We start from the raw sequence: 23,781 nt of genomic DNA on the forward strand, positions 1-23,781 counted from the left end.
CGCGCCGCCTTGCCATAAGGCGGGCTGCGTGGCCGCTATGCTGGCCGCCTGGGGCAGCGATGCGTCGGGTAGCAAGTACCAGGCCTTGCGCAAATGGCGCTGCCCTTGCTTGCAGCCATCGCCCATGCTGAATATCCCGCGCCAGCCAGCGCCCACGAAAGTCATACGCCATGCCCAAGGCGCTTCCCGCCATTACTGACGATCTGATCGCCGACCTGGCTCAGACACCGGGAATGGTGCGCTCGGGGCAGGACTATGCACGGCAGGGGCGGGTTGCGGACATCGAGATCGACGCGGATCTGGGCATGGTTTCGGCAGCGGTGCGCGGCAGCGGCCGCAACGTCTACATCGCTACACTATTCTGGACAGAAGCCGATCTGGGATTGGACAGCGAATGCACGTGTCCGGTTGGATTTGGCTGCAAGCACGCAGTGGCGCTGGCCTGTGTCCTGCGTGATAGGGCCCCGGAAACACCGCGCCTGATCATTGCTGCGGCACCGCCAGAGCAGGCCATGGCGGCAGAGGTGGGCCAGTGGTTGGCACAAATCGAAGCCGAGCGCATGGCCGACAGCCGGCTGGTTCAACCAGTTTGCTTCGTGATCGAGCCCAAGCGCGTCAAAAAGACGCCCAAGCGTGTGAAGGGGGCAAAGAGCCAGCCAGACCCGACCCGCCACCGCATTCTCGCCACCTTGCGCGCGTTCCGCCAGCGTGCGCCGGACGATTGGGTGCCGCTCCATACCTGGGAAATCGCGCAATCCCGCCTCAACCTCGCCCCCGAAGCGCTGCGCCTGCTTGCGCGAATGACGCCGGTTGCGGCGGGCGGCGATTTCAGCACCGATAAAGTTCCCCAGGGCCGCTATGGCTGGCAATGGTTGGCCGAGGCGGCAGGGTTGGGCCTGCTGCATTGGAAATCGCCTGCCGGGCCGGCGTTGACCGTAGCGCCTGACAACCTGTCCGTGCGGTTCGCGTGGCGCTGGCTTGCTGATGGCAGCCAATTTCTGGACCTGGAAGGACTGCCGATTGGCACCCATGTCGCCGTGGGTGACCCGTCATTGGCCATCGACGAGACTGCTGCCACGATTACCCTTATCGACACTGGGCTGCCTCTACCGCAGGCAGGGCGGCTCCTGGCGATGCCGCCGATCGCGCCCGCCGACATCGCGGCAATCGCGGCCCGCTGGGGTGTTATCGCAGGGGATGCCATCCCTGCACCCATGCCTCCAACCCGGGTCGAGATTGTACAGCGTCCCCGCCCGGTGCTGCGTTTTCTGGTCGAGAAGCTCGACATGCGCGAACGGTCGAGCAATTGGTATGCCAACAGTTGGCGGACAACGCCGTGCAAGCTCATGCGCCTGGCTTTCGATTATGGCGAGCATCGCCTGACTGCGCCCGTGTCCGCAGGCGATGTGATAGTGCGCGGTGCCGACGGCCCGGTCTGCCTGATCCGTGCTCTGGACGCAGAACAGGCAGCGGCCGACCGCTTGGCCGATCTCGGGCTGGTGGCGCTCACTCTGGTGGATGATGTGCGCCTGAAACCAGCACAAGCCTGGGATCATGGGCTGACAAAGACGGGGGGCAGTTATCCGGCCTTCCTTGCCAATGCCGCCGCCACACTCGAGGCCGAGGGCTGGCGCATCGAATATGCCGATGATTGGCCGCATCGTCTGGCGCCCCGCGAGGAGGCAGCGCTGGGGTTGACCCTGGGGCCGGCTGACGGTGCAGCGGCCCGTGGTCAAACCAGCGATGCGATCGATTGGTTCGATCTGGAACTGCCCGCCCTGGTGGCCGGCGCGCGCATCGACATCTTGCCCGCTTTGCGCGCGATCCTGGCCGACGCGGGCGAGGCCATGCTTGCGCTCGGCGACGATTACCTGATTGCCGTGCCGATCGATGCGACGCGGTTCACCACGGTGCCGCTGGGCACGGTGCGCCCCTTGCTGGCGGCGCTGCTGCGGCTTGCTCTGGCCGAGCGCAATGCCGCTACGCTGCGGGTCAATCGCTATGACCTTGGCGCCATCCATGAACTGGGCGGCGACGGCGTCAACTGGACCAGTGGCGATGCGCTGCGCTGCCTGGCCAGCGCGTTGCACGATCCAGCACAGGCGGATGTTGTTCCACCCATGGGGCTGACTGCTGATCTCCGGGCGTATCAGCGCACCGGTGTGGCGTGGCTGCACGCGCTGCATCTTGCCGGCCTGGGTGGCATTCTGGCCGACGACATGGGTCTGGGTAAGACCTTGCAGGCCATCACCCACCTCATCGGCAAGGCTCCGGCGCTGGTAGTGGCACCAACCTCGGTGCTGCCCAACTGGCAGGCCGAACTGGCGCGCTTTGCCCCTGGCCTGCGTTGTCATGTCTGGCACGGACAGGCCCGGCGCGAGGGCGCGGCAGCAATGGTGGAAGCCGATGTGGTGCTGACCAGCTATCCGTTGCTGGCCCGCGACAAGGATATTCTGGCGGACCGCGCCTGGGCGCTGGTCGTGCTGGACGAGGCGCACGTGCTAAAAAATCCTGCCACGGTCGGGTTCAAGGCTGCAGCCGCACTGCGTTCGGCGCAAACTATCGCGCTGACTGGTACGCCGGTGGAAAACCGCCTCAATGACATCTGGGCCTTAGCCAGCCTGACCAACCCCGGCCTGCTTGGCAGTTTCGATACGTTCCGCAAGGCCTATCGCACACCGATCGAGAAGCACGGCGATGCCACCGCGCGCCAGGCGCTGGCTCGCCGCCTGCGTCCGTTCCTGTTGCGCCGAACCAAGGATGAGGTGGCCAGCGAGCTGCCGCGCAAGACGCTGATTTCCGAGCGGATCGCGCTGACCGACGGGCAACTGCGGCTTTACGAGAGTCAGCGTTTGCTGATGCAGACGCGCGTGCGCGAGGAGATCGCCCGTGTCGGCTTGATGCGGGCGCAGATCATCGTGCTCGATGCCATGCTCAAGCTGCGCCAGATCTGCTGCGATCCCGGTCTGTTGCCCGGTGGCGCCGGCGAAGGGGTGGCCTCGGCCAAGCGGGAGCGTCTGCTGGAAATGGTGACCGAGCTGGCCGGTGAGGGCCGGCGGGTGATCGTGTTCAGCCAGTTTACCGCGATGCTCGATCGCATTTCCGCCGACCTGACCGTCGCTGGCCTGCTCCATGCGCAACTGCGCGGCACCACCCGCGACCGCGCCGCGCCAGTGCGCCAGTTTCAAAGCGGCGAAGTGCCGGTGATTCTGGTCAGCTTGAAAGCCGGTGGGGCCGGCGTCAATCTCACCGCTGCCGATACGGTGATCCTCTACGATCCGTGGTGGAATCCGGCGGTGGAGGCCCAGGCGATCGACCGCGCGCATAGCATCGGCCAGACCAAGCCGGTGTTCGTCCACCGCCTGATCGCAATGAACACGATCGAGGACAAGATTCTGGCCTTGCAAGCACGCAAGCAGGATCTGGCCGATCTGCTGTGGCGCGAGGGTGGCGACGCTGGCGCTAGCGGCCGCGCACTCGATGACGACGATATCGCGTTTCTGCTGGGGGGGCCCGGCTAAAGGGTATTGTCGACTTATGACTGCAAACCGCATCGAGGGTTTGCATGCAACCATGAGCTGCGTCTGATCTTTTTCGACGCGGCATGGTCGCTGATCGTACCCACTATCTGACGTCGCAAGGTGATGGCACCAGCCAATGCGAACACACTTCGTCGGCAGTACAGAATGTCGGGCAACCTGCGTGACCACAGGCGCACTGGCCGTGTCACAGGCTGCCTGTTTCGCGGCAGCTTCGCGGGTTTAGCATTGTCCCGCATCATGAGGACGCAGAACGGCGCGCATGGTCTATAACCGCTTCCAGCCCTTATCTGGATACGCATTACCCATCTGGCCGTTGGCAGGCGGAAGAAACCAATTTGACTGTTTCTATTGCCGGGAATGACGAGAGGAATTACAGGAGAGCCGGACCCGTAAGATAGCGGGCCTGCACGAACTTTGCGCGCCGGCATCCACCCCAAAGAACCAGGATGCTGGCGTGCTGTTTTCTGTGCTATAACAGCAGATATGCTTAGCCAGCAGGTGGCGGGCACTGTGCCCCTCGCTGTCTGATCTGCGCCCAGGGCATGCACTTGCGGCGCAGACAAACCGGTAGTCTACGCTGTGCTTCCTGCGGCCCGGCGCGGGCCTGAGCAGTCGGCCATTTGCTATCCTGTCGGCAAAGCCGGGCGGCTGGTGCACGCCCAGTCCGCGCCTATTCGGCAGTGGGGCGGAACACGGTGGTAACAGTCATCCGGGTGGCCTCTTATGGATCGCCGGCTCGCGGCGTGGTCGCCGGGGTAGCATCTTGCGTGCAAGGTCCTAGGCGAATGCAAAGCGCCAGATCACCAGAGGGCAGGCATTAGTGTTCGTGCGAGGTCATGATGCTCTGTGCCCTCTTCAGCAGGCTGGCTGTGAGGGTGCGGATCGTGTCATCGAGAAGGAAGCCCAGACCGAGTGCACCTATGCACCCTGCGGCAGCGACAAGGATCGCCAGTGGTAGCGAGAGAGGAACGAACCGGGCAAATACGATCGTCGCGAGCAAGGTCGCCGCCATCGGCAGAAGTCGGAGCAGGGCGCCGGCTGCATGCCGGCTGACAAAGAAGAACAGCAGGCTGTCGATCGCCATCCGGATCGCCATTGCTATCGCCGTACCGGTCAGCCCGAATGTGGTGGTGAGATACCACAGCAGGCCAAAGAATGGCGCTAGTTCCAGCGTGAACACCAACGCGGGGAGATAGGGGCGCCCTTGTGCCTGAACCAGCTCGAAGGGTATGAACGAGAGGCCATTGAACCACGCTCCGAGGAACATGATCTGGGCCAGGGGGGCAGCCACGTCGGCAAACGTGGGACCCATCCAGATTGTGATGAACGGTCGCATCATCACGATTGCGCCGACACATATTGCTCCATACCCGTAGCCGAGGCCGCCAACCGTGGCCTGAGCGAGATGGTTTGCTTCTTCTGCGCTGACGCGCGACATGCGCGGAAACAGCGTGCGCGAGGCTGCGGCCGCAAAAATCTGGCTTTTCATGATGAGGCTGAAGGGAATGGCATAGTAGGTTACCGAAGCAACCCCCAGCGCTGCGCCCAGTACCATCTGGTCCATCGAAGTCAGCAGCGGGTTGAGGGTATTGCCGATGCTGACCCAGCTGCCATAGCGCAACAAGGCCTTAGCCGTTGCGAAATCCAGTTGAGGAAGTGACCCGCTTCGCTCCGACCACCAGGCAAACGCCACCACCAGGATGACCGCTCCGCCACGCGCACAGACCGCTGCCGGTACGACGATCTCGAGACGCGGAGCGATCAGCAGGGCGCACAGTAACGGCACGATCTGAATGGCCAGCGTTCCGATCAATTGCAGGAGATTGGCTGCAAGAAAGCGGTCTCGTGACTCCAGGCTGCCGATTCCCGCGCCGTTCATCAGGGCGAGCGGCAGCAGGCCTGCGACCCACGGTATCGCTCGACCCACTTCGGGGGCAATTTGCGGTGGGACTGAAATGACATGTGCAAACAAGGCTATGCCGCCCGCGGCCAAGAATGCACCGCCGATGCATCCCATCAAGCCGTTGATAGCCAGGGCGGTAATGAAGATACGCTCGCGTTCGCTCTTTTGTACCGGATCGATCTTGGCCAGTGCGTTGGTGGCGGCGCGCGAGAGCCCGAGATCGAGGAAACCCATTGTCCCCAACAGAATCCAGATGATCGACATGACGCCATACCGCGCCTCGCCGATGTGACCGACGAAAAGCGGGACGGTCACCAGCATCAGAAGGAGCGTCGCGACCGCTCCACCCACGTTGACGATGAAGTTCGCCCGAAATCCCTTGCTCTGCATGGGCGCACCCTTACTCGACCAGACATCTGGTTCAATCCAACAAATGCACGCCGGCTAAGAGGTCGCGGGCCACGGTGTGCCATCGGTAGCGATTTCGATGCAGCGCCGAAGCGCTTCCGGACCGCTCGTCTCGCAATGGGGCGGTCTCCTCGGCATGCCGGCGGCGATGGGGTGGGGCGAGTCCGGCGCCGAACGGCCAGGGACGTCAGGAAAATTTCGTATCTTTGGCAGTTCGCAATCGCTTCAACGGCTGGCGGCGCTCGCAGATTAATCTATACAGGCGGTCATGGCATCCTCTTCCGGCACCCTGACCTCCCGCATCCTGATCTTCTCGGGGCTGGCTTTTTTTCTTTTGGTTCTGATCGGTCCGGTCATTACCAACATGGACGGCCAGAACGGGACGGAAAGTGGCAGTTTGTTGCGTCAGGTCGGCTATATCCTGACCTTCGGCTTGCTGGTCTTCGCTGTGTTGCGCGAAGGGCATGGCACTTGGGCTCTGCGGATGCCGCTCCCTATCGTTGTCGCGCTTGGATGGTGCTGGATCAGCCTGGCTTGGGCGATCAACTTCGAAATCGCTCTGCAGCGCGTGGTTCTAACTACGATTTCGGTGTGGTTTGCGTTCATCCTGGTGCGTGGCGGCGGTTATCAGCGCTCACTCGATGTGTTGCGATCCGTCCTAGTGATCGCGCTCGTGGCGAACTACCTTATCGTCTGGCTCGATCCACAATTTGGCATCCATTTGTCCTACGATGTTACAGCCCTCTATGGGAACTGGCGCGGAATGATGGGGCACAAGAACTTTGCTGGGGCTGTGGCGGCGATCACGATCCTGTTGTTTGTGTTCAGTCCAGGCAGGCTTCACCTGGGAGTCCGTCTCGCGATCATCGCAGCCGCAACCTACTTCCTCTACAAGACCCAGTCGAAAACGTCTGGCGGCATGGTGGCCATCGCGCTTATCGCGGGTTGGGTATTCTTGCGGTTTGACCGATCGATCCGGCGCTTTGCTATTCCCATGCTCATGGTGCTTTCGGCGGCAATGCTGTTCGTCGACAGCATCTTTTTCAGTGCAACATCCTACGATCAAATCCTCAATCCGAAGGCGTTTACCGGGCGCGGCTTTATCTGGGGCACGCTGCTGCGCTACGCCCAAGACAACTGGCTGCTCGGCACGGGCTTCGGGTCGTTCTGGAACGTCGGGTTCGAAAGCCCCGTCTACACTTACGGGACTGGCTTCGTGCGCGAGATTTCCGTCGGGCACAACGGCTACCTCGACCTCCTCGTCACCATCGGTGCGCCCGGTTTGGCGCTCGCACTGACCGCGACCGTCATTGTACCCACCGTGAGGTTGCTTACGAGCGCCGTGTCGGCGCGCCGCGGCGCGCTCGCGGTTGCCCTGCTGGTCTTCTGCGTCGGGCATAACTGCACCGAGAGCAGCCTTTTCGAGCGAGACAGCTTCGTCGGCGTCATGATGATGATTGCCGTGGCTTATGCCTATGGCTGGTACGCGCGCGACGAGCGCAAGGGGCAATCATCAGCGGGTGGTCAGGATGTCTTTGCAGCGCTGCGGAAGCGGACCAAGACCGTCACCCAGATTTAGCGATTATCGGCCTGGGTTGCGATGCTTGCGGCCATCTCGGCTGCAAGTTCCGGGGTCACGTGTGTGCGATCCATGTGGAGGGGACCTCCTGTCGCGCTGAAGCGGCGGCAGCGTCCATTGGGGCATTCAATGGCAAACCACGATACGTAGCGCGCACCGGTCGACGGGATCAGCTGACGCATACGCGCATCAAGCGGCGCGCGGTCGGCGATCCTGAGCGTCTCAAGATGCGATAGATCATTGGCGAGCATCGCGCGCGCAAGGGCGTCTGGCACGTCGGCGTCATACTCAACCACCGGGCCGACGACCACCACGCGAGATCCGCGCGCGCGCAGATATCCGATCGTCTTGACCAGGGCCGGCATGTCTTCGCTGTACCAGCGGCCAGCCAGCACTACCGTTCCGATCTTGCGGAGATCCACCTTGTGATAGGCCGCGTTCACGATGGCGCGGCAACCGGGGAGCCCCGGTCCCTCCAGTAGCGGCCGGCAGCCTGCAGCCGTTGCCTGAACCAGATGCGCGCCTGGCATCGCCTGGCGCAGGGCGAGTGAGAGCTGCCCGGCATGACTATCGCCAACCAGCATGACGTTGGGGTGGTCCGCGGCAGGAACCAGGCAGGTGGGATCGTAAGCGCGTCCGGTGGGGATCACGAAGCAGTGGTCCAGGTCGAACTGCGCACGCCCTGCAGGCGTGCTGTCAAAACTTTGGTAGGCAGCAACTTTGGCTACTGCAGGAGGCAGCGCAACGATCTGCCAGGCAGCACCGGCAATGACGACACCGGCTACGGCAAAACACGCAATCCCGGCAAATGCGGTAGCGACGAGGCGGATCGGCGAGCCGGCAGGCACGCCTGAATCGCGTACACCGCGCCACCGCCGCAGGGCCGGGCGCTCGACGAGCCAGTAGGACAGGGTGGCCGCTGTGAAGGACATCGTCAGCAGAATCGCGCTGTCAGTAAAGCTCAGCGTCGCAGGCCGATCGATCATGTAGAAGGCGATGATCGGGCGATGCCACAAATAGAGCGAGTAGGAGAGACGGCCGATTGCGCGCAGCGGCCGGGTCTCGAGCAGGCGCGCAGCAGCCGTGCCGGGCAGATAGCCCAGCAACACGGCGGCGCCCATCACGGGGGGGAGCGCAAAGGGAACAGGGAACGGCCATGTCGCGCCAATCCGTACCGCGCATACCACGATCGCGACCAGGGCGAACATGCACAGCATTGATCGCCACCGGGCGGATTCGATACGCGGGTAGCAACGCAGCGCGACCAACGCGCCGAGCATGAGTTCCCATGCGCGCGAGGGCAGCAGAAAGTACCCGCCGTTCGGGTCGCGCGCAGCAAACCATCCGCCGATCAGGAACGAAGCGATCGCGATCGCCCAGAGTGTACGGATTAGAGCCCTGCGTTCCGCGCCGCGCAGTGCCAGGAGGAGAAGCGGGTAGAACAGATAGAATTGCTCTTCCACCGCCAGCGACCATGTGTGGATCAAAGGTTGGAGTTCAGCCTTTTGCGCGAAGTAGCCGCTGGTCAGGTAGAAATAGATGTTGGAGCCAAACAGGCTGGTAGCAGCCGCACTCTTGCCAAGGTCCTGGAGAGAAATCGGCAGCAGCAGCCAGCATCCCGCCGCAAGCGTTGCGGCGATCATGAGGCCCAAAGCGGGAAGGATTCTCACCGCGCGGCGCTGATAGAACCCTAACAGCGAGAAGTGCCCTTGCGCAATTTCGCGCGTGATGATCTCGGTGATCAGATACCCCGAAATCACGAAAAAGACGTCGACGCCAACAAAGCCGCCTTTGATGAATGTCAGCCCGCAGTGCAGCAGGAGAATCGGCAGGATGGCGACAGCGCGCAATCCATCGATATCCGGGCGATACCTCAATGGTTCACGGCTGAAGTGCGGTCCGCCAGCGAGATCGTTACGCTGAGCGCTGGCAGTAGTCGGCAAGTTCGCCCCCATGAATGTGCCAAGACCCGTGGAACCTGCTCGACGCCAAGAGGTCATCCTGATAGACGCTTGGCAGCGCCGATGGGGGGCCGTCAAGCAGCGCGGCGGGAATAGCATTCGGATCCATGATTTCAATCGCAACGCCAAATAGAGCTTCGGGTTGGGTCGCGGAGGGCAGGCAGGTCCGCCCGCGGGTTCTCCAGATCATTACCAAGCTCGACATGGGCGGGGCTGAAGTCATCGCGCTTGATCTGGTGAGCGCATTGCAGCGATCGACCGATTTCGCGGTGGCTACCGTGCTCGACGTGGAGCCGACCCCTGTCGGGCGTGCCATGCGCGCGCAACTTGCCGATCTCGATATTCCCATCTTCCTGGGCGCGCGTGGCCACTACAAGAAAGGCGGAGCGATCGTTGCCGCCTGGCGTCTTGCACGCGCGGTCTCGCATTTTCAGCCGGACGTGGTGCACTTGCATACCGAAATGCCCGAGCTCACCTGGGCGATCGCCCGGATGTTGTTCCCGTGGACGCGGCGCGTCGCCATGGTGCGCACCGTGCACAACAGTGAATTGTGGATTGCTTGGGGCGGGATCGGGCGTTGGGTGACGGATCGACTGGCGACAGCACGCGCTGTCGCGGTGTCGCAGGCCGCCGCAGAAGCCGATGCGGCGATCGGCACGCGGCGCCCGCGACCACAAGCTGAGGTCATCTACAATGGCGCGCGGGTGCCTCCGCCGGCACTTGGCGGGGGCGAGGCTTCTGGCAGTGAGGTTGGCGATGGAGGCGGTGTGGGGCCGGCAAGGGCTGCGGTTAGCGTGCTCTTTGCGGGCCGGTTAATCGCTCAAAAAGGCCCCGACCTGCTCCCGGCGATCCTGGCATCGGCCCATGCCGCTTGCCCTCGAGCGGACGTCAAGGTCCAGATCGCAGGAACCGGACCGCTCGAGGAAGCCCTGCGCGCTGAGTTGGCCGGGATTGCGCCTCGCTGGGTGATTGAGATGACCCCGCCCATCGGCGGGTTGTCGCTGCGCCTTCGCGAGTTTGACGCTGTGTTGATGCCATCGCGTTTCGAGGGATTCAGCGTGCTTGCCATCGAGACGCTCCTCTCCGGGGTGCCGCTTGTTGCGACACGCGCCCCCGGGCTCGTTGAGGCCTTGCCCGCTGATTATCCGTTCTGCGCGGCCGTGGACGACGCGCAGATGCTGGGATTGACGCTCGCGAGGATCCTGGAGGCGCCGCAAGCCGCCCAGCAACAGGCTGCTGCGTTCGTTCCCGAACTGACCTCGCGGTTTGCGCCCGAGGCGATGATCGCGCGCTACAGCGACATCTATCACGAAGAGCATCGCAGGAGGGCTCCATGAGCGCGTCGCCTCTGGTCTCTATCGGCATCAAGGCCTTGAACGAGGAGGGCCATATCGCCGCGGCGGTGACCAGCGCGCTGGCCTCCCTTTCGGATATCGACGGCGAAGTCGTGCTCGCGGACAGTGGTTCGCATGACCGCACTGCGGCCATCGCTCTGGAGTTCGCCGCCCGCGGCGCCCCGGTTCGTGTCTGGCAGCTCAGCAATCCGGCCGAGCGGTGCTGCGGGATCGGTGCCCAGCTCGCCTACCAGCAGGCGCAGGGCGAGTTTTTCTACCTGCTTGACGGTGACATGGTGCTCGATCCGGCTTTTATCAGCGCTGGCCTCGCCTTTCTGCGCGACAACCCGGACTATGCCGCAGTCGGGGGGCGTGTCATCGAAGCGCAGACGCAAAGCATCGAGTTCGAGTTGCGGGCGCGTTCTGATCTTGAAAAAGGTTCCGCTCTTGCTGGCGATGTTGATCGCCTGGACTGCGGCGGACTTTATCGTTGTGCTGCGATTCGCTCGGTGGGATACTTCGCTGACCGCAATCTGCATGCGTTCGAGGAATTCGAACTGGGCGCGCGATTGCGGGCGCAAGGTTGGAAGTTGGCCCGGATCGATCAACTAGCAGTCCACCACTATGGCCATGCCGTCGGTGGCTACCGCCTGATGCTCAAGCGTCTGCGCAGCGGCTATGCTGGCGGCCCAGGGGAGGTGGTTCGCGCGGGATTGCGTCGCCGACATCAAGGCCAGATCGTGCGCAATTTCTCGCAATTGCGCAACGGCATCGCGGTCTGGGCGTGGTGGATATGCCTTCTTGCCAGCATGCTGTGCGGGCAATGGGGGCTATTCGCTGGGCTGCTTGCGGTACCTATTGCCTTTCTCTCTTGGCGACGCGGTGGCTTGCGTCTCGGACTCTATTCTTTGGCGACGTGGAACGTGAATGCGATCGGATTGATCCAAGGCATGGTCCGTGCGCGTACAGCCCCAACGCAGCCGATAGCGGCAAAGGCGCTGCACCCATGACAGCGGACCGCACTGGCAAGCGTTTGCTCATCGTCCATTCTGCTGGTGATTTTCGCGAAGCATGGCGGTTGCGAGCGCGATCCGGAAGCGAGGTGTATTACGGTCACGGCTATATCCTCGATCAGCTTGCGCACATGGCGGAGCGCTTCGAGGATGTCGGTTACCTGTGCTGCGCGGCGCCACTCTACGATGAGCGCCTGCCTAATGGCGCGCGCGTGCTCGGCGCTGGCGCGGATCCCTACCGCGACCCCAAACCGGCATTGGCGGTGATGGCACGGTTCGATCCAACCCATGTCGTCATCCATGGACCTCTACCAGCCTTACTGCGCTGGGGGCTGGGCCGGCGTATTGCGGTTGGCTGTTTGCTGGCCGATTCGTTTCACCTCGACCCGATCCGGCGCTGGTGGCGCTATCGCCAGTTGCCTCGATTGCTGAATATGCCGGGTGTCAGCCTCGTTGCCAATCACGGCGTAAATGCTGCACGTGGCCTGGTTGATCTCGGCGTCTCGGCGCGCAAGGTACTGGCGTGGGATTTTCCGCATGAGCGCTCACCGCGAGACAGCCTTCCCAAACAGCTCGCACCCGGGCGCACGCGGCGCTTGCTCTATGCCGGATCCATTGTGCGGTCCAAAGGCATTGGCGAGCTGATTCGGGCAGTGGCTCGACTGACCCCGGCGCACGACATTCACCTTGATATTGCAGGCGCCGGGAAGGTGGAGGCCTATCGCCAGCTTGCGCGGCGCCTGGGTGTTGCCGATCGCGTCACATTTCTTGGGCTTATCCCCAATACGGCGGTACGAGAGCTTATGCGGGCTGCCGATGCTGTGGTCGTGCCCAGTCGTCATGCCTTTCCCGAGGGATTACCTCTGACATTGTACGAAGCGCTGACGTCACGGACACCGCTCATCGCCTCGGATCATCCGATGTTTGCTGGACATTTGCGGGACAGGGAGAGCGCACTGATTTTCCCGGCGGGGAGCGTCGCGGGCCTGGCCGATGCAATCGGGCGGCTGTTCGGCGACACAACGCTTTACGCAACCCTCTCGCGACAATCGCACTTGGCCTGGGAGAGGATGCAGTGCCCGGTGAAATGGGGAACACTGATCGAGCGGTGGGTCAACGATGATGTCGAGGATCGCGCTTGGTTGCGTGGGCATACTTTGGCCGCCGATTCACCCGGGGAGTTGGTGACGTGAGCGCGAGGCTGCCGCGCGGCGGTTGGTACTTTGCCATGACGCACAGCGCGCCGGGAGGGCTGCGCGAGATATGGAACGATGTGGCAGACGGCCTCGCGCAGCGCGGCCACGTGGTTGGCCGCTTTGTCCTCTATCCTGACGGTCGGGGTGGGGATGGCCGGGACGCGCAGCGAGAAGGGTGGCACCACGTGATGCAACGTCGACGGGCTGGGCCAGTTGGCCTGTTTCGGCTGATGGTTGCGCTTATTCGCTGGTTGCGCTCTGCGCGGCCCGCTGTGGTTGTGACTGCCATGCCGTTCGCCAATGTTGTCGTGCCGGTAGCTGCTACCCTTGCCAGAACCGGCACGCGTGTCGTCGTCACCCACCACTCTCCGCAAGCGACCCACCATCGGGTCACCGCTCGGCTGGACGCGCTCTCGGGCTGCCTTCCCGCTGTGAAGCGGATCGTCTGCGTGTCAGCCGCTGTTGCCAATTCGTTTGCGGCAGTTTCGCGGCGGTACCGAAACAAGCTGGAGGTCATTCACAATGCTCTCCCTCAGCACATTGAGGGATTTGCTGATGAGCTTTATGCCACCCTCAGGCAGACGGCGCCGATCCCAGGTCGCTGCATTGCTGTCGGGCGTCTCAGCCACCAGAAAAACTACCCGCAACTGCTCCATGCTCTGGCAGCGATGACGAGTGGAACGCTGGATATCGTCGGCGGCGGCGAGGATGAAGAGACCCTGCGCGCCTTGGCAGGTGATCTCGGGATTGCGCATCGGGTCAATTTCCTCGGACAGATGAGCCGCCTTGACGCGCTACGCCAGTGCGCGAGGGCGCAGGTGTTTGTGCAGGTAAGCCATTACGAGGGGCATAGTCTGGCTTTGATCGAGGCCGCGCGCTTGGGTCTGCCGCTTGTTGTGTCGAGCGTACCCGTGCAATGCGAAGGCATCACCGACAAGGCAGGCAACCTATGTGGCCAAGCCGTTGCGCTTGGCGACCCAGCAGCGTTGGCAGCCGTACTGCACACATTGCTGGCCGACGATAGCGCGCGCGGTGTCTGGGCAGAGCGTGCGCGGCGCCTCGGCCTGGAAATTAGCAGCGCGGCGATGGTCAACAAGTATGAAACTCTGCTCAGCAGAATCGCGGCGTGATTATGCCTCGACACATGCGCAGCCAGTGGGCAGGGTCGGCGGCGATGACGCGTAGACCATTGTCTTTTTGCCGAGCGCTTCCGACCCGCGTGATGCCGGGCGTTGCGCCATGGTAAGGCTCTCCACTGGCGCAAGGCGCCTGATGCTGGAAGACCGCCGCAATGTGGAGATGGCGAGGCGTCGCTTGCTGTCCGTCGGCGCGTTCGTCCTGTTGATGATGACGGCAGTGGGAACCAGCTTGTTCTTCGCTACGTCGGCCAGCGGTGACAGTGCAGGTGGCGATGCCTTTCGCCAGCTGGGCATGCTGGGGGCCTGTGCGCTTCTGCTCATTGCGCAGATCGATTTCGAAGGCACCCGGCCGCCGATGGCCATGCCGCTGACCCTGTGGTTACTCCTTGGCTATTGTCTGCTTTCGATCAGTTGGTCTCTCGTTCCGCTGATCTCACTTCGCCGGTTGATCTCGTTCGGCCTCACCACGTGGGTGGTGGTTCGGGTAGTCGGTGATCTTGGTGCTGTCCGCACGCTCAGCTTGTTGCGTTGGATTCTCGTCGGGCTCGTGCTTGCCAGTTTTCTGGCTGTCTTTTTCAGCCCTCTGGCAGTACACACCGCCGTGCTGGGCGATACCGATACGACCGCGGGCGACTGGCGCGGGGTCTTCAGTCACAAGAACGCTGCAGGTCCGGTCATGGCAATGACGATCCTGCTCTTCCTGTTCGATCGCCGCCGCCTGTCATGGCTCATCTGCATTCCGGTGATCCTGCTGTCCGGCTTTTTCCTGTACAAGACCAACTCCAAGACCTCGATGCTGGTGCTGCCGCCTGCGATCTTGGTTGGATATCTCATGCTCTATTATAACCCGCGTCAGCGCTTTTTCGTGTGGGCCGGAGCGCTCACGGTGCTATGCGTGGGTATCGCGTTCTTGGTGTCTTCACCGAGCGTCGCGCGGATGCTCGACGATCCGCGCGCGTTTACGGGGCGCGGACGAATCTGGCATATTCTTTTTGAATATGCGCGCGAGAATCCTTGGTTTGGAACCGGCTACGCGGCGTTCTGGCAAATTGGGCCAGCCAGTCCGGTCTACAAGCTCGATAGCGGCTGGGTCGCAAAGTTTGTTGGCCATGGTCATAATGGATATCTGGACATGCTGGTGACAATCGGTCTGCCCGGTCTGACGCTTGCCATCTTCGCAATGCTAGTCTGGCCAGTATTCAAGCTGCTGTCCGCTTGGCAGATCAGCCGTTCACGTCGCGCGATTCTGGCTGCGACCATCTTTTATTGTGCGATGCACAATTTGAGCGAGTCGTCGTTGCTGGGTAGCACGCCGGTGCAGATCATGCTGCTGGTGGCTGTCGTCTTAACTCATCATCTGGCGGCGCAGAGTGAGGGCCAGCATCAGGTTTTGCAGCGGCGGCTGCAGCAACGCTTTTCCTTTCGTGGTATTCTGAGCCTTGGTGTGGGAGCAGGCCGATTTGGCCCCCAGGACGTACGCCGCTAACGTTAGCCGGTCGGGAGACAAGGCGTTCGCTTTTTGACAATCACCGTCTATAAGTATTGCGGTTCCGAGGATACCGCGTCCGGTGAGGCGATACCGCGGCTGTCTTATTCTGTTGCATTGCGGCAAAATCGTTGCAAAGAGGTCATTAACTGAACCCCGCTCAGGGCTCCCGAGGTGCACGCTTGATCGATAAATCCGACGATCTGGAATTGAGCGCCGAAGTGATCCGCGTGTTGGATTCTGCCGACTGGTTCTCCCATCCCGAGACTGTCACGGTCGCCGGACTGCCAATCGTGCGTTTGACGCGCGAACAGATGTGCCGCATCATGGTGCGCGATACCGCCAGAGCGCGATCGGGCGACCTGCAACGGCCACGGGTCATTACGTCTGCCAACGGCAATACGATCGCAATGTACCACTCGCAGCCAGCCTTCCGCGCTCTGATCGATCAGATGGACCTGATCAACGCTGACGGCATGCCGTTGGTCTATGCGAGCCGGATGTTTTGCACCCATCCACTGCCCGAACGCTTGGCGACGACAGATTTTATTCTTGATGCCTCGGCGGAGGCGGCGCGCGCTGGTACTCGCTTTTACTTCCTCGGGGCGCGTGCCGGGGTGGCTGAACGCGCAGCCGCGTATTTGCAGGCGCGATACCCCGGCCTTGAAGTTGTTGGCGCTCGCAATGGGTACTTCGAACATCGTGAGCTTGCTGGTATCTGCGCCGACATTCGCCGTTCCGGTGCCGATGTTCTATGGCTGGGGCTTGGCTGTGGACTTCAGGAAGCCATTGCCCTGGAGTGTCGCGATCAACTCGAAGGCGTCGCCTGGATTCATACCTGCGGCGGCTTGTTCGATTACTATGGGGCAGGGGTCTCGCGTGCGCCGATCTGGATGCGTCGGGCTGCGCTCGAATGGGCATACCGGGGAGCGCGCGAGCCGATCCGCCTGGGATGGCGCTATCTCACGACCAATCCCAGGGCCTTCTGGTACCTTGCCACCAAGACTCATGACTGAAGTCGCGACGACCTCGTGCGCCGGCTTTTCTGACGCCATTTGCCCGGGACAACCAAGGAAGCAGCAGTGCCCCGCGATCGCCAGAACATTCGTTTCGAACAGTTCGTTCAGCCCAAGCGCCGGGGGCGCAAAGTAATGGCCTGGAGCGGGGCGGCTCTGGCCTTGGCCGCCATCGCGGCAGGCGCGGCTGCCTATCTGCATCGCAACGATCCTGAACCTCTGGCCACGACGCCCCCGCCGGCTCTTTCACAGGCCGGCGGCCCGGTTGCCAACGAGGCCTATCGCTGGTCGGCCGTGGCTGTCGGCGGTGGTGGCTTCATCACGGGCCTGTCCATGGATCCGGCTGGCAAAACGTTTGTTGCGCGAGCCGACGTCTACGGCGCCTATTTGTGGGACAGTGCGGCAAACCGCTGGGTGCAGCTCGTTACATCTGCGACTATGCCTGCGATGAACCGGGTCCAGGACGGCGTTGCCACCGGCGCTTTCGAGGTTGCTGTTGCGCCGTCCCGCCCGGACCGCATTTACCTGGCAATCAAGGGCCAGGTCTATCGCTCGGACGACCGTGGCCAATCCTGGGTTGTTGCAAGTGAAGGCAATCCATTCCCGCTGACGTGGGATGCCAATAGCGATTGGCGTCTCTACGGACCATTCCTCGCTGTCGACCCAGGCAATCCGGATATCGTTCTGCTCGGTTCGCCAGCCGATGGGATGTGGCGCAGCAGCGATGCGGGCCGGTCCTGGCGTCGTGTAACCTCGCTTCCTGCGAGCGTCGATCGCAATCCGCAGGCCGAGGGCATGCAGGCGCCGGGCTCCCAGGTCTGGTTCGACACGGCAAACAGAGCGTCTGGCGCACGCGTCTTTGCCTTCGTTTCGGGGCGCGGCATGTATGTCTCGCGCGACCAGGGCGCTACTTTCGCGCCTTTGCCCAGTGCCGGCATCGCTCCGACGTCGCTCAACCGTGGTGCTTTCGATCACAAGGGCGGCTTCATTGCTGCAGACGGGACCGGCAAGACAATCTGGCAGTACAGAGATGGCGTCTGGCACGATCTGGTGAAGGAAAAGAACCTGCGTGCAGCGCCTTACGCTGCCGTTGCAGTCGATCCCCGGAGCGATCGGATCGTGGTCTCCGATATTTCTGGCAGCGGCTATGTCAGCGAGGACGCGGGCGCGAACTGGGCAACGCTCTCGGCGTCGGCAAAGGTGGGGCAAGGTGATCCGCCTTGGCTTAAGATCGCCAATGGCTCCTTTTTCTCCACGGGCGACCTGCTTTTTGATCCGGTACGCCCCAACCGAATCTGGGTGGCAGAAGGTATGGGCGTTTTTTACGCTGACCTTCAGCCAGGTACGACCAATCTCGAGTGGGTCAGCCAGACGCGCGGCATCGAAGAACTCGTCGCCAATGACATAACCCAGGCGCCGGGACACGCGCCGCTGTTTTCCGGCTGGGATTTCGGCACGCACATCAAAGCGGATCTTGCCGCCTTTTCTACGCGGTTCGTCCCGCGTCGGTCATTCATTGCGGTACAACAGATAGACTGGACGCCGGCAGACCCGAGTTTCCTGGTCACCAACGCTTCCGACACCCGGCAATGCTGCTCGGACGACGGCAATGCGGTCATGGCTGGCTACAGCACGGACGGCGGCAATAGCTGGACGAAGTTTGCAACATTGCCAACGCCGCCCGGAACCAAGCCGGACGATCCGTGGCGCATGTCTTACGGAACCATCGCCGTGGCGTCAGACAACCGCGACAACATTGTCTGGGCGCCAGGGCGCAACCGCACGCCATTCTATACGACCGACCGGGGCGCCACCTGGCATCCGGTACAGCTCGACGGCGCGATCGGCGATAACACTGGCTCGTTCATGGGAACATGGAACCAGCGCAAGACGCTCGCAGCCGACAAGACCAAACCGGGGACGTTCTATCTCGTGCACAGTGGCGAGGCTCCCAATGAGCGCCTTGCCGGACTATGGCGGACGACCAATGGTGGGGCGTCTTGGACGCAGGTCTATCACGGCGAAATTGCTCCCAGTAGTGGCTTTGCTGCCAAGTTGCGTTCGGTCCCGGGCAAGGGCGGATATCTTTTCTTCACTTCCGCATTTCCCTACACGACCGACACCCGGTTGCGCCGCAGCACGGATGGCGGAGAGCATTGGGAGGCTTTGAACGATGTTTCCCGCGTCGACGACATCGCCTTTGGCAAGGCGGCTAAAGGTGCCGACTATCCCGCCATCTACATTTCCGGCCGCGTGGTCGGTCAGTACGGGATCTGGCGGTCCATCGACAATGCCAGGACATGGCAGCGACTCGTCGAGTTTCCCCTGGGATCACTCGATATGGTGACCGTGCTTGGCGCCGACCCCGATGTCTTCGGACGCGTCTATATCGGTTACAAGGGATCAGGCTGGGCCTGGGGTGAACCTGCTCCTTGCGGACCAAGACCTTTGACGCCGTTTGCAGCGCAGCAATGCAGCCGCGTCGGCGGCTAACTCCGCCCGCATGGCAGCGGGTGCGGCTGGGTCTGGGCTGCTGACAGGCAGCCCGGCATTGGGGCCCCACAGCCTCTACCAGCCGTCGCCATCCGCAAGCGTGAGATCATCTAGACCAATCGAAGGAAACGGGAATATATTGCGCTTGCGAAGAAGCAAGGTTGTGCTGCCATGCTGCGAATTTGATATTCTCAGAAAATAGGTGTTATCCCTTAATGTGGTGTTGAAGTTAAAAAATAAAAATCCAAATATGTAAGATAAGGTTTTTTAAATACCCAAATAGAAGTGCATGGGCGCGAGGTGAGTAATCCGTGATTTCGCTGGTTTTTCGCTTGAAAGTGCCTATTTTTTGGAGCTGAATTTTTTCTGAATTATCGATTTGTTCTTAGGGATGCACTGTTTGGGCGGGTTGGCTGGCGGCATTTCCGGACTTGAACATTCCGAATTAGCTGATTACACCCTAAGGGGTAGGCCAAAATCGGAAGGGCGTTAATTTCGTGGGATTGTGTAGGTATCTGGCATTCCTGGCGCTCGCGGCTCTCGCTGGCTGTGCGGGGACGAGTGGTTTGCGTGTGTCATCGGGGGAGCGCTATCAGATCGCCTCCGATGTCAATGAAACCTATATCCTTGGTGCAGGCGATAAAGTCCGGGTTACCGTGTTCAACGAACCCAACCTGTCTGGCGAATTCGCGGTCGGGTCCGATGGAACGATCTCGCTGCCACTGGTCGGCGATCTGGTTGCCCAGGGGAAGACGACCAAGCTGGTTGCGGATGAATTCGCGGCGAAGCTTGCCGATGGTTATATTCTCAAGCCCAGTGTAGCGATGGAGGTTTCGGTTTATCGGCCGTTCTTCATCCTCGGTGAGGTCGAGAAGCCTGGCCAGTATCCCTATGCGAATGGCATGACGGCGCTTAACGCGATTGCGACCGCTGGCGGATATACGCCGCGAGCGAAGCGGACCGTGGTCTTCATTCGCAAGTTCGGTGAGGCGGCGGAAACCGAATATGAACTGACCTCCTCGCTTCGGATCTTGCCGGGCGATACCATCCGCCTCGGCGAGCGCTATTTCTGAGCTGGTCGATGCCAGAGGGGACGCGTCGATGTGGGGGCATAGTCCTGCCACTCGAGAGTGAGTGCCGTGAGGTCCTATTGGCCGCGCGGTCAGCCCTGCATCTTGCTTGTTCTTCTGGGCTGTCGGCTCTGTCCAAATCTTCGCGTGTCGTGTCGCTTGCCGCGCTCGTTGCGTTTCCTGCGGTGAGCCATGCCCAGTCGGTCACGACCATTGTCGATCCGTTCGTGCCGGTCGACTTCGATCGGGGGCGCAACAAGAGCGTGGTCGAGGACATCGATCCACATTTTCTTCCGGTTGGGGTGCGTGCAGGGAGTTTTGAGCTCTTTCCGGCGATTTCCTTCGCCTCGGGCGCGACGGACAACGTCTATGTCAACAATGTCAGCAAGATTTCCGACGCGCTGTTCACGCTCAAGCCGCAGTTGCAGGCCTATTCCGATTGGTCGCGCCACAAGTTTTCTTTGAATGCCAGCACGGATATTGTCCGTTATGCGCATCAAAGTCTGCGCAATCGACAAGAATATACGATCGCCAGCGTGGGCCAGCTGGATATCTCAAAGCAACTTACCCTGCGTGCGCAGCTCAATCTCGACCGACGTGCTGAGACGCCGTATCTGAGCGAACTGACCGTAAATGCGTCAGTGCTGTCGCAGTATACGCGCTTCAACCCGATCCTTTCAGTTGTTTACGAAGCGGGTCAGACCCGCTTGACCGGAACTTTCGAGCATTACGCGCTTCGTTTCAATAACGTGAACTTCGCTGATGGATCCGTTCGTAGCCAGGCTGAACGCAACAGAAATATCGATCGGGTTGCGTTGCAAGGCGATTATGGCGTTACCCCCAGCCTCGCGGTATATTTGCAGGCCAACGCCGACCATATCGGATATCTCGTGCCGCGTTCCGACGGGTCAGCCAACCGTGACGGCAACACTTATCGAGTGATAGGCGGTGTCGCACTGGACTTAGCGGGACTGTTGCGAGGCAAGGTGGGACTCGGATATACGCGTCGCCATTACGATGCGGCTCGCTATGACAGCGTGGGTGGCTTGACCTTTGACTCGAATCTTCAGTTGTTTGTTTCGCCACTGACGACGTTTACGCTCGCGGCCCGCAGTATATTTCAGGACATCAATTACAACGTAACAACCGGTGCCTACCGTGATACGACTTTATCGGCTAGCGTGGACCACGCGCTGCTGAGAAATCTCCTTCTCTCGGCCAATGCGCTGCTGATCCAGCGCAGCCCGATTGAGAAGAGCGATCGTCTTGGCCAGTCCATCGCGCAGGTCCGGTTCCAAGGCACCTATCAGGCGGATCGCTACACCACTTTGACGATCGGCCTTAACTATGGGCGCGGGCGCCCCACGAACAACTCAGGAAGCGTATCGTTCGACGAGTTGAGTGGACAAGCCTCGATTCAGTTGAGACTATAATCGTGCATATTATTTTTTTCGAACTCACGTGCAGTGTGTCACGGCAAGGGGCGACGCAACAATGAAAGTCATGAACGACACGGCAAATTACGAGGCACGTCTGGCCGATGTCATTCGCACGGCCCGCGATGTCGTGAAACGACGAATGCTGACGCTGGGACTGGTCGCTGCTGGTGTGACCGTGCTTGGCGTGGCAGGCACTCTCTCATTGAAGCCCGTCTATGAAGGCGTGGTTCGGTTGCAGATCGATCCGTCGCGCAACCCACTGGAGCGCAGCGCGTCTGATGCCCAGGCGCAGCTTGCTAGCGAGGCGATCGAGACTGAGGTTTCCGTGATCAATTCGCTGGATTTGGCGCGGGCTGTCGTCAAGCGACTTAATCTCACCAGAGATCCCGAATTCAGTGTAGGGATCGCCCAAGTCGAGAAGAAGAGCGGGCCGCTCAGTGAGCCTGAAAAAACTGATCAGGTGGCGCGGCAGGTCATGGGCAACCTTGCCGTGAGCCGTGAAAAGCTGACCTATATCATTGGCATTCGTTATCGCGATCCTCAAGCCGCCAAATCTGCAACGATCGCCAATGCCTTCGCCACAGCTTATCTCGATACCCGAGTTGATACTAACATTGGCACAGCAGCTCGGCAGTTCCAGTTCTTCGAACAGAGGTTGCAGGAACTTGCCGCCGATGCCCGTGCGGCCGATGATAAGGTTGCTGCTTTTCAGGCCGAGCACAGTATCGTCAAGAACGGCAACAACGCTCAGACGACGATTATCGACCAGCAAGTTGGTCCGCTGGCGACCCAGCTTAGTGTGGCACAGGCGCAGGCAGAGGCTGCCCGGGCTCAGGTTGCCATGGCTAAAGCGCAAGTGCGCGCGGGCCGCATTGACGCCGTCGCCGACGTGCTTGACTCGCAAACCATCATCGATCTGCGTCGTCAGCGTGCGGAAGTGACGCGCGATCTCAGCCAGATCGAAAACCGCTACGGTCCGCGCCATCCCGACGCCATTCGGGTCAGGGATCAGCTCGCTCAGATCGATGGCCAGATTCGCGACGAAGCAGGCCGCATCATTCGTGCGCTCGAAGCAAAGGCTTCTGCTGGCGATGCCCAGGTTCGCGGGCTACGCCAGGAAATGGCTGGGCTGGAAAGCCAGCAGGCCCAGGATGTGCGCGCCCGTGTCACGGCAGACAGCCTTCAGCGTGACGCCGACTCCAAGCATACCGCCTATGACAAGGCAGCCTCTCTCGCGATGGAAAGCCGTGCGGCGACGCAGAACTCCATCGCCCAGGCGCGAATCATTGATGCAGCTGAAACACCCGTTGCGCCAGCGTTCCCTAACAAGCCGCTCTTTTTCCTTGTTTCTCTGCTGGTTGGCCTCGGGGCCGGTGTAGCCGTGATCACGGCTCAGGAACTGTTGGTTTCTGGTGTGCGCAGCGTGGAAGACGTGGAAGGGACTCTCGGCATTCCTCTGATCGGCGCGGTTCCCGCGCTCAAGAAGACTGAGCGTCCGGCCGACAACCTGCTGGAGAAGCCGACCTCACAGTTTGCCGAGGCGCTGCGCAACATTCGGGCTTCCATTCTGGGCGTCAAAGCCGGGGTGGCGCGGCCCAAGCTCATCGCGTTGACATCGGCAATGCCATCCGAAGGCAAGACCACGACGGCTTTGGCATTGGCACGGACGATGGCAATGAATGGCAGCAAGACCATCCTTCTCGATGTTGACGTTCGCCGCGCGCAGATGCGTCAGATTGCCGGTAACGTCACAGACGGAGCCGGGACGGTGGAGCTTCTGCAGGGTTCCATCACTCTTGAGGAGGCCATCCAGCCTTCGGGCTTGGATGGCATGGATCAGATTTTGGTCCGGGCGCCCTATTTCAGCTCGGAAAATCTGTTCGGCAACCAGACCATGAACGATGTGCTGAGTAAGCTATCGGAAATGTACGATGCGGTGATCCTCGATTTGCCGCCACTTCTGGGTCTTGCAGATGGGCGTTTTATCGCTGCGCTTTCCGATGCGGTCGTACTGATCGTTAAGTGGGACGATACGCCGCAGCATGTGGTTGAGTCCGCTGTCAATGCGTTGAATAGCGACGGCTCGAACCTGATTGGTGCTGTGCTTTCGATGGTAGATCCTGGTGCGCGGTCGGTTGGCAGCTACTATTATGATGAGAAGTATTCTCAGTACTACACGCCGAGAGAAGCGTAAGATCAATT

The 23,781-nt window shown here is 61.3% G+C and carries 14 protein-coding genes; 12 read left to right on the forward strand and 2 right to left on the reverse strand.

Annotated elements, in window-relative coordinates; translation table 11 throughout:
• The first annotated feature begins 170 nt into the window (after window positions 1–170).
• Window positions 171–3,521 carry a DEAD/DEAH box helicase gene (locus tag ABIC78_RS20115; RefSeq protein WP_354491644.1) on the forward strand — a complete coding sequence of 1,117 codons (3,351 nt, stop codon included), beginning with the start codon at window positions 171–173 and terminating at the stop codon, window positions 3,519–3,521.
• 838 nt (window positions 3,522–4,359) lie between these two features.
• Here the strand turns inward: ABIC78_RS20115 and ABIC78_RS20120 are convergent.
• Complete coding sequence (locus ABIC78_RS20120) at window positions 4,360–5,835, reverse strand: oligosaccharide flippase family protein (protein ID WP_354491646.1); 1,476 nt, start codon at window positions 5,833–5,835, stop codon at window positions 4,360–4,362.
• A 286-nt stretch (window positions 5,836–6,121) separates the two neighbouring features.
• Here ABIC78_RS20120 and ABIC78_RS20125 point away from each other — a divergent pair, with 286 nt between their 5' ends.
• On the forward strand, window positions 6,122–7,432 hold the full coding sequence (locus ABIC78_RS20125; RefSeq protein ID WP_354491647.1) for an O-antigen ligase family protein: 1,311 nt from the start codon (window positions 6,122–6,124) through the stop codon (window positions 7,430–7,432).
• Here the strand turns inward: ABIC78_RS20125 and ABIC78_RS20130 are convergent.
• A complete protein-coding gene (locus ABIC78_RS20130) occupies window positions 7,429–9,375 on the reverse strand; it encodes an acyltransferase family protein (RefSeq protein WP_354491648.1) in 1,947 nt (648 codons plus the stop codon). The genes ABIC78_RS20125 and ABIC78_RS20130 overlap by 4 nt on opposite strands.
• Before the next feature lie 125 nt (window positions 9,376–9,500).
• Between ABIC78_RS20130 and ABIC78_RS20135 the strand changes: the two genes are divergently transcribed.
• From ABIC78_RS20135 to ABIC78_RS20180, 10 genes are all read left to right on the forward strand, one after another.
• Window positions 9,501–10,730 (forward strand): glycosyltransferase family 4 protein, encoded by a 1,230-nt coding sequence (locus ABIC78_RS20135; RefSeq protein ID WP_354491649.1) that lies wholly within the window; start codon window positions 9,501–9,503, stop codon window positions 10,728–10,730.
• Entirely contained in the window at window positions 10,727–11,737 is a 1,011-nt protein-coding gene (locus tag ABIC78_RS20140) for a glycosyltransferase family 2 protein (RefSeq protein WP_171799461.1), read from the forward strand. The genes ABIC78_RS20135 and ABIC78_RS20140 overlap by 4 nt, the downstream gene beginning before the upstream one ends.
• The gene (locus ABIC78_RS20145; protein WP_171799460.1) at window positions 11,734–12,933 is read left to right on the forward strand and encodes a glycosyltransferase family 4 protein; all 1,200 of its coding nucleotides are present in this window, start codon (window positions 11,734–11,736) and stop codon (window positions 12,931–12,933) included. Before ABIC78_RS20140 ends, ABIC78_RS20145 begins: the two co-directional genes overlap by 4 nt.
• Window positions 12,930–14,066, forward strand: a complete 1,137-nt coding sequence (locus ABIC78_RS20150; RefSeq protein WP_354491651.1) for a glycosyltransferase — start codon at window positions 12,930–12,932, stop codon at window positions 14,064–14,066. The genes ABIC78_RS20145 and ABIC78_RS20150 overlap by 4 nt, the downstream gene beginning before the upstream one ends.
• A gap of 142 nt (window positions 14,067–14,208) precedes the next feature.
• Window positions 14,209–15,561, forward strand: a complete 1,353-nt coding sequence (locus tag ABIC78_RS20155; protein ID WP_171799458.1) for an O-antigen ligase family protein — start codon at window positions 14,209–14,211, stop codon at window positions 15,559–15,561.
• Window positions 15,562–15,743: 182 nt separating this feature from the next.
• Window positions 15,744–16,577, forward strand: coding sequence for a WecB/TagA/CpsF family glycosyltransferase (locus ABIC78_RS20160; protein ID WP_253941883.1), 834 nt, complete (start codon window positions 15,744–15,746; stop codon window positions 16,575–16,577).
• Between the two features lie 66 nt (window positions 16,578–16,643).
• A complete protein-coding gene (locus ABIC78_RS20165) occupies window positions 16,644–19,070 on the forward strand; it encodes a beta propeller repeat protein (RefSeq protein ID WP_354491654.1) in 2,427 nt (808 codons plus the stop codon).
• A gap of 572 nt (window positions 19,071–19,642) precedes the next feature.
• Window positions 19,643–20,143, forward strand: a complete 501-nt coding sequence (locus tag ABIC78_RS20170; protein ID WP_354491667.1) for a polysaccharide biosynthesis/export family protein — start codon at window positions 19,643–19,645, stop codon at window positions 20,141–20,143.
• Window positions 20,144–20,292: 149 nt separating this feature from the next.
• Window positions 20,293–21,573 carry an outer membrane beta-barrel protein gene (locus ABIC78_RS20175; protein WP_354491655.1) on the forward strand — a complete coding sequence of 427 codons (1,281 nt, stop codon included), beginning with the start codon at window positions 20,293–20,295 and terminating at the stop codon, window positions 21,571–21,573.
• Window positions 21,574–21,643: 70 nt separating this feature from the next.
• Entirely contained in the window at window positions 21,644–23,773 is a 2,130-nt protein-coding gene (locus tag ABIC78_RS20180) for a GumC family protein (protein WP_354491657.1), read from the forward strand.
• Window positions 23,774–23,781 lie beyond the last annotated feature (8 nt).

This window comes from Novosphingobium sp. 1529 (genome assembly GCF_040544855.1).
In the GTDB taxonomy this organism is placed as follows: Bacteria; Pseudomonadota; Alphaproteobacteria; order Sphingomonadales; family Sphingomonadaceae; genus Novosphingobium; species Novosphingobium capsulatum.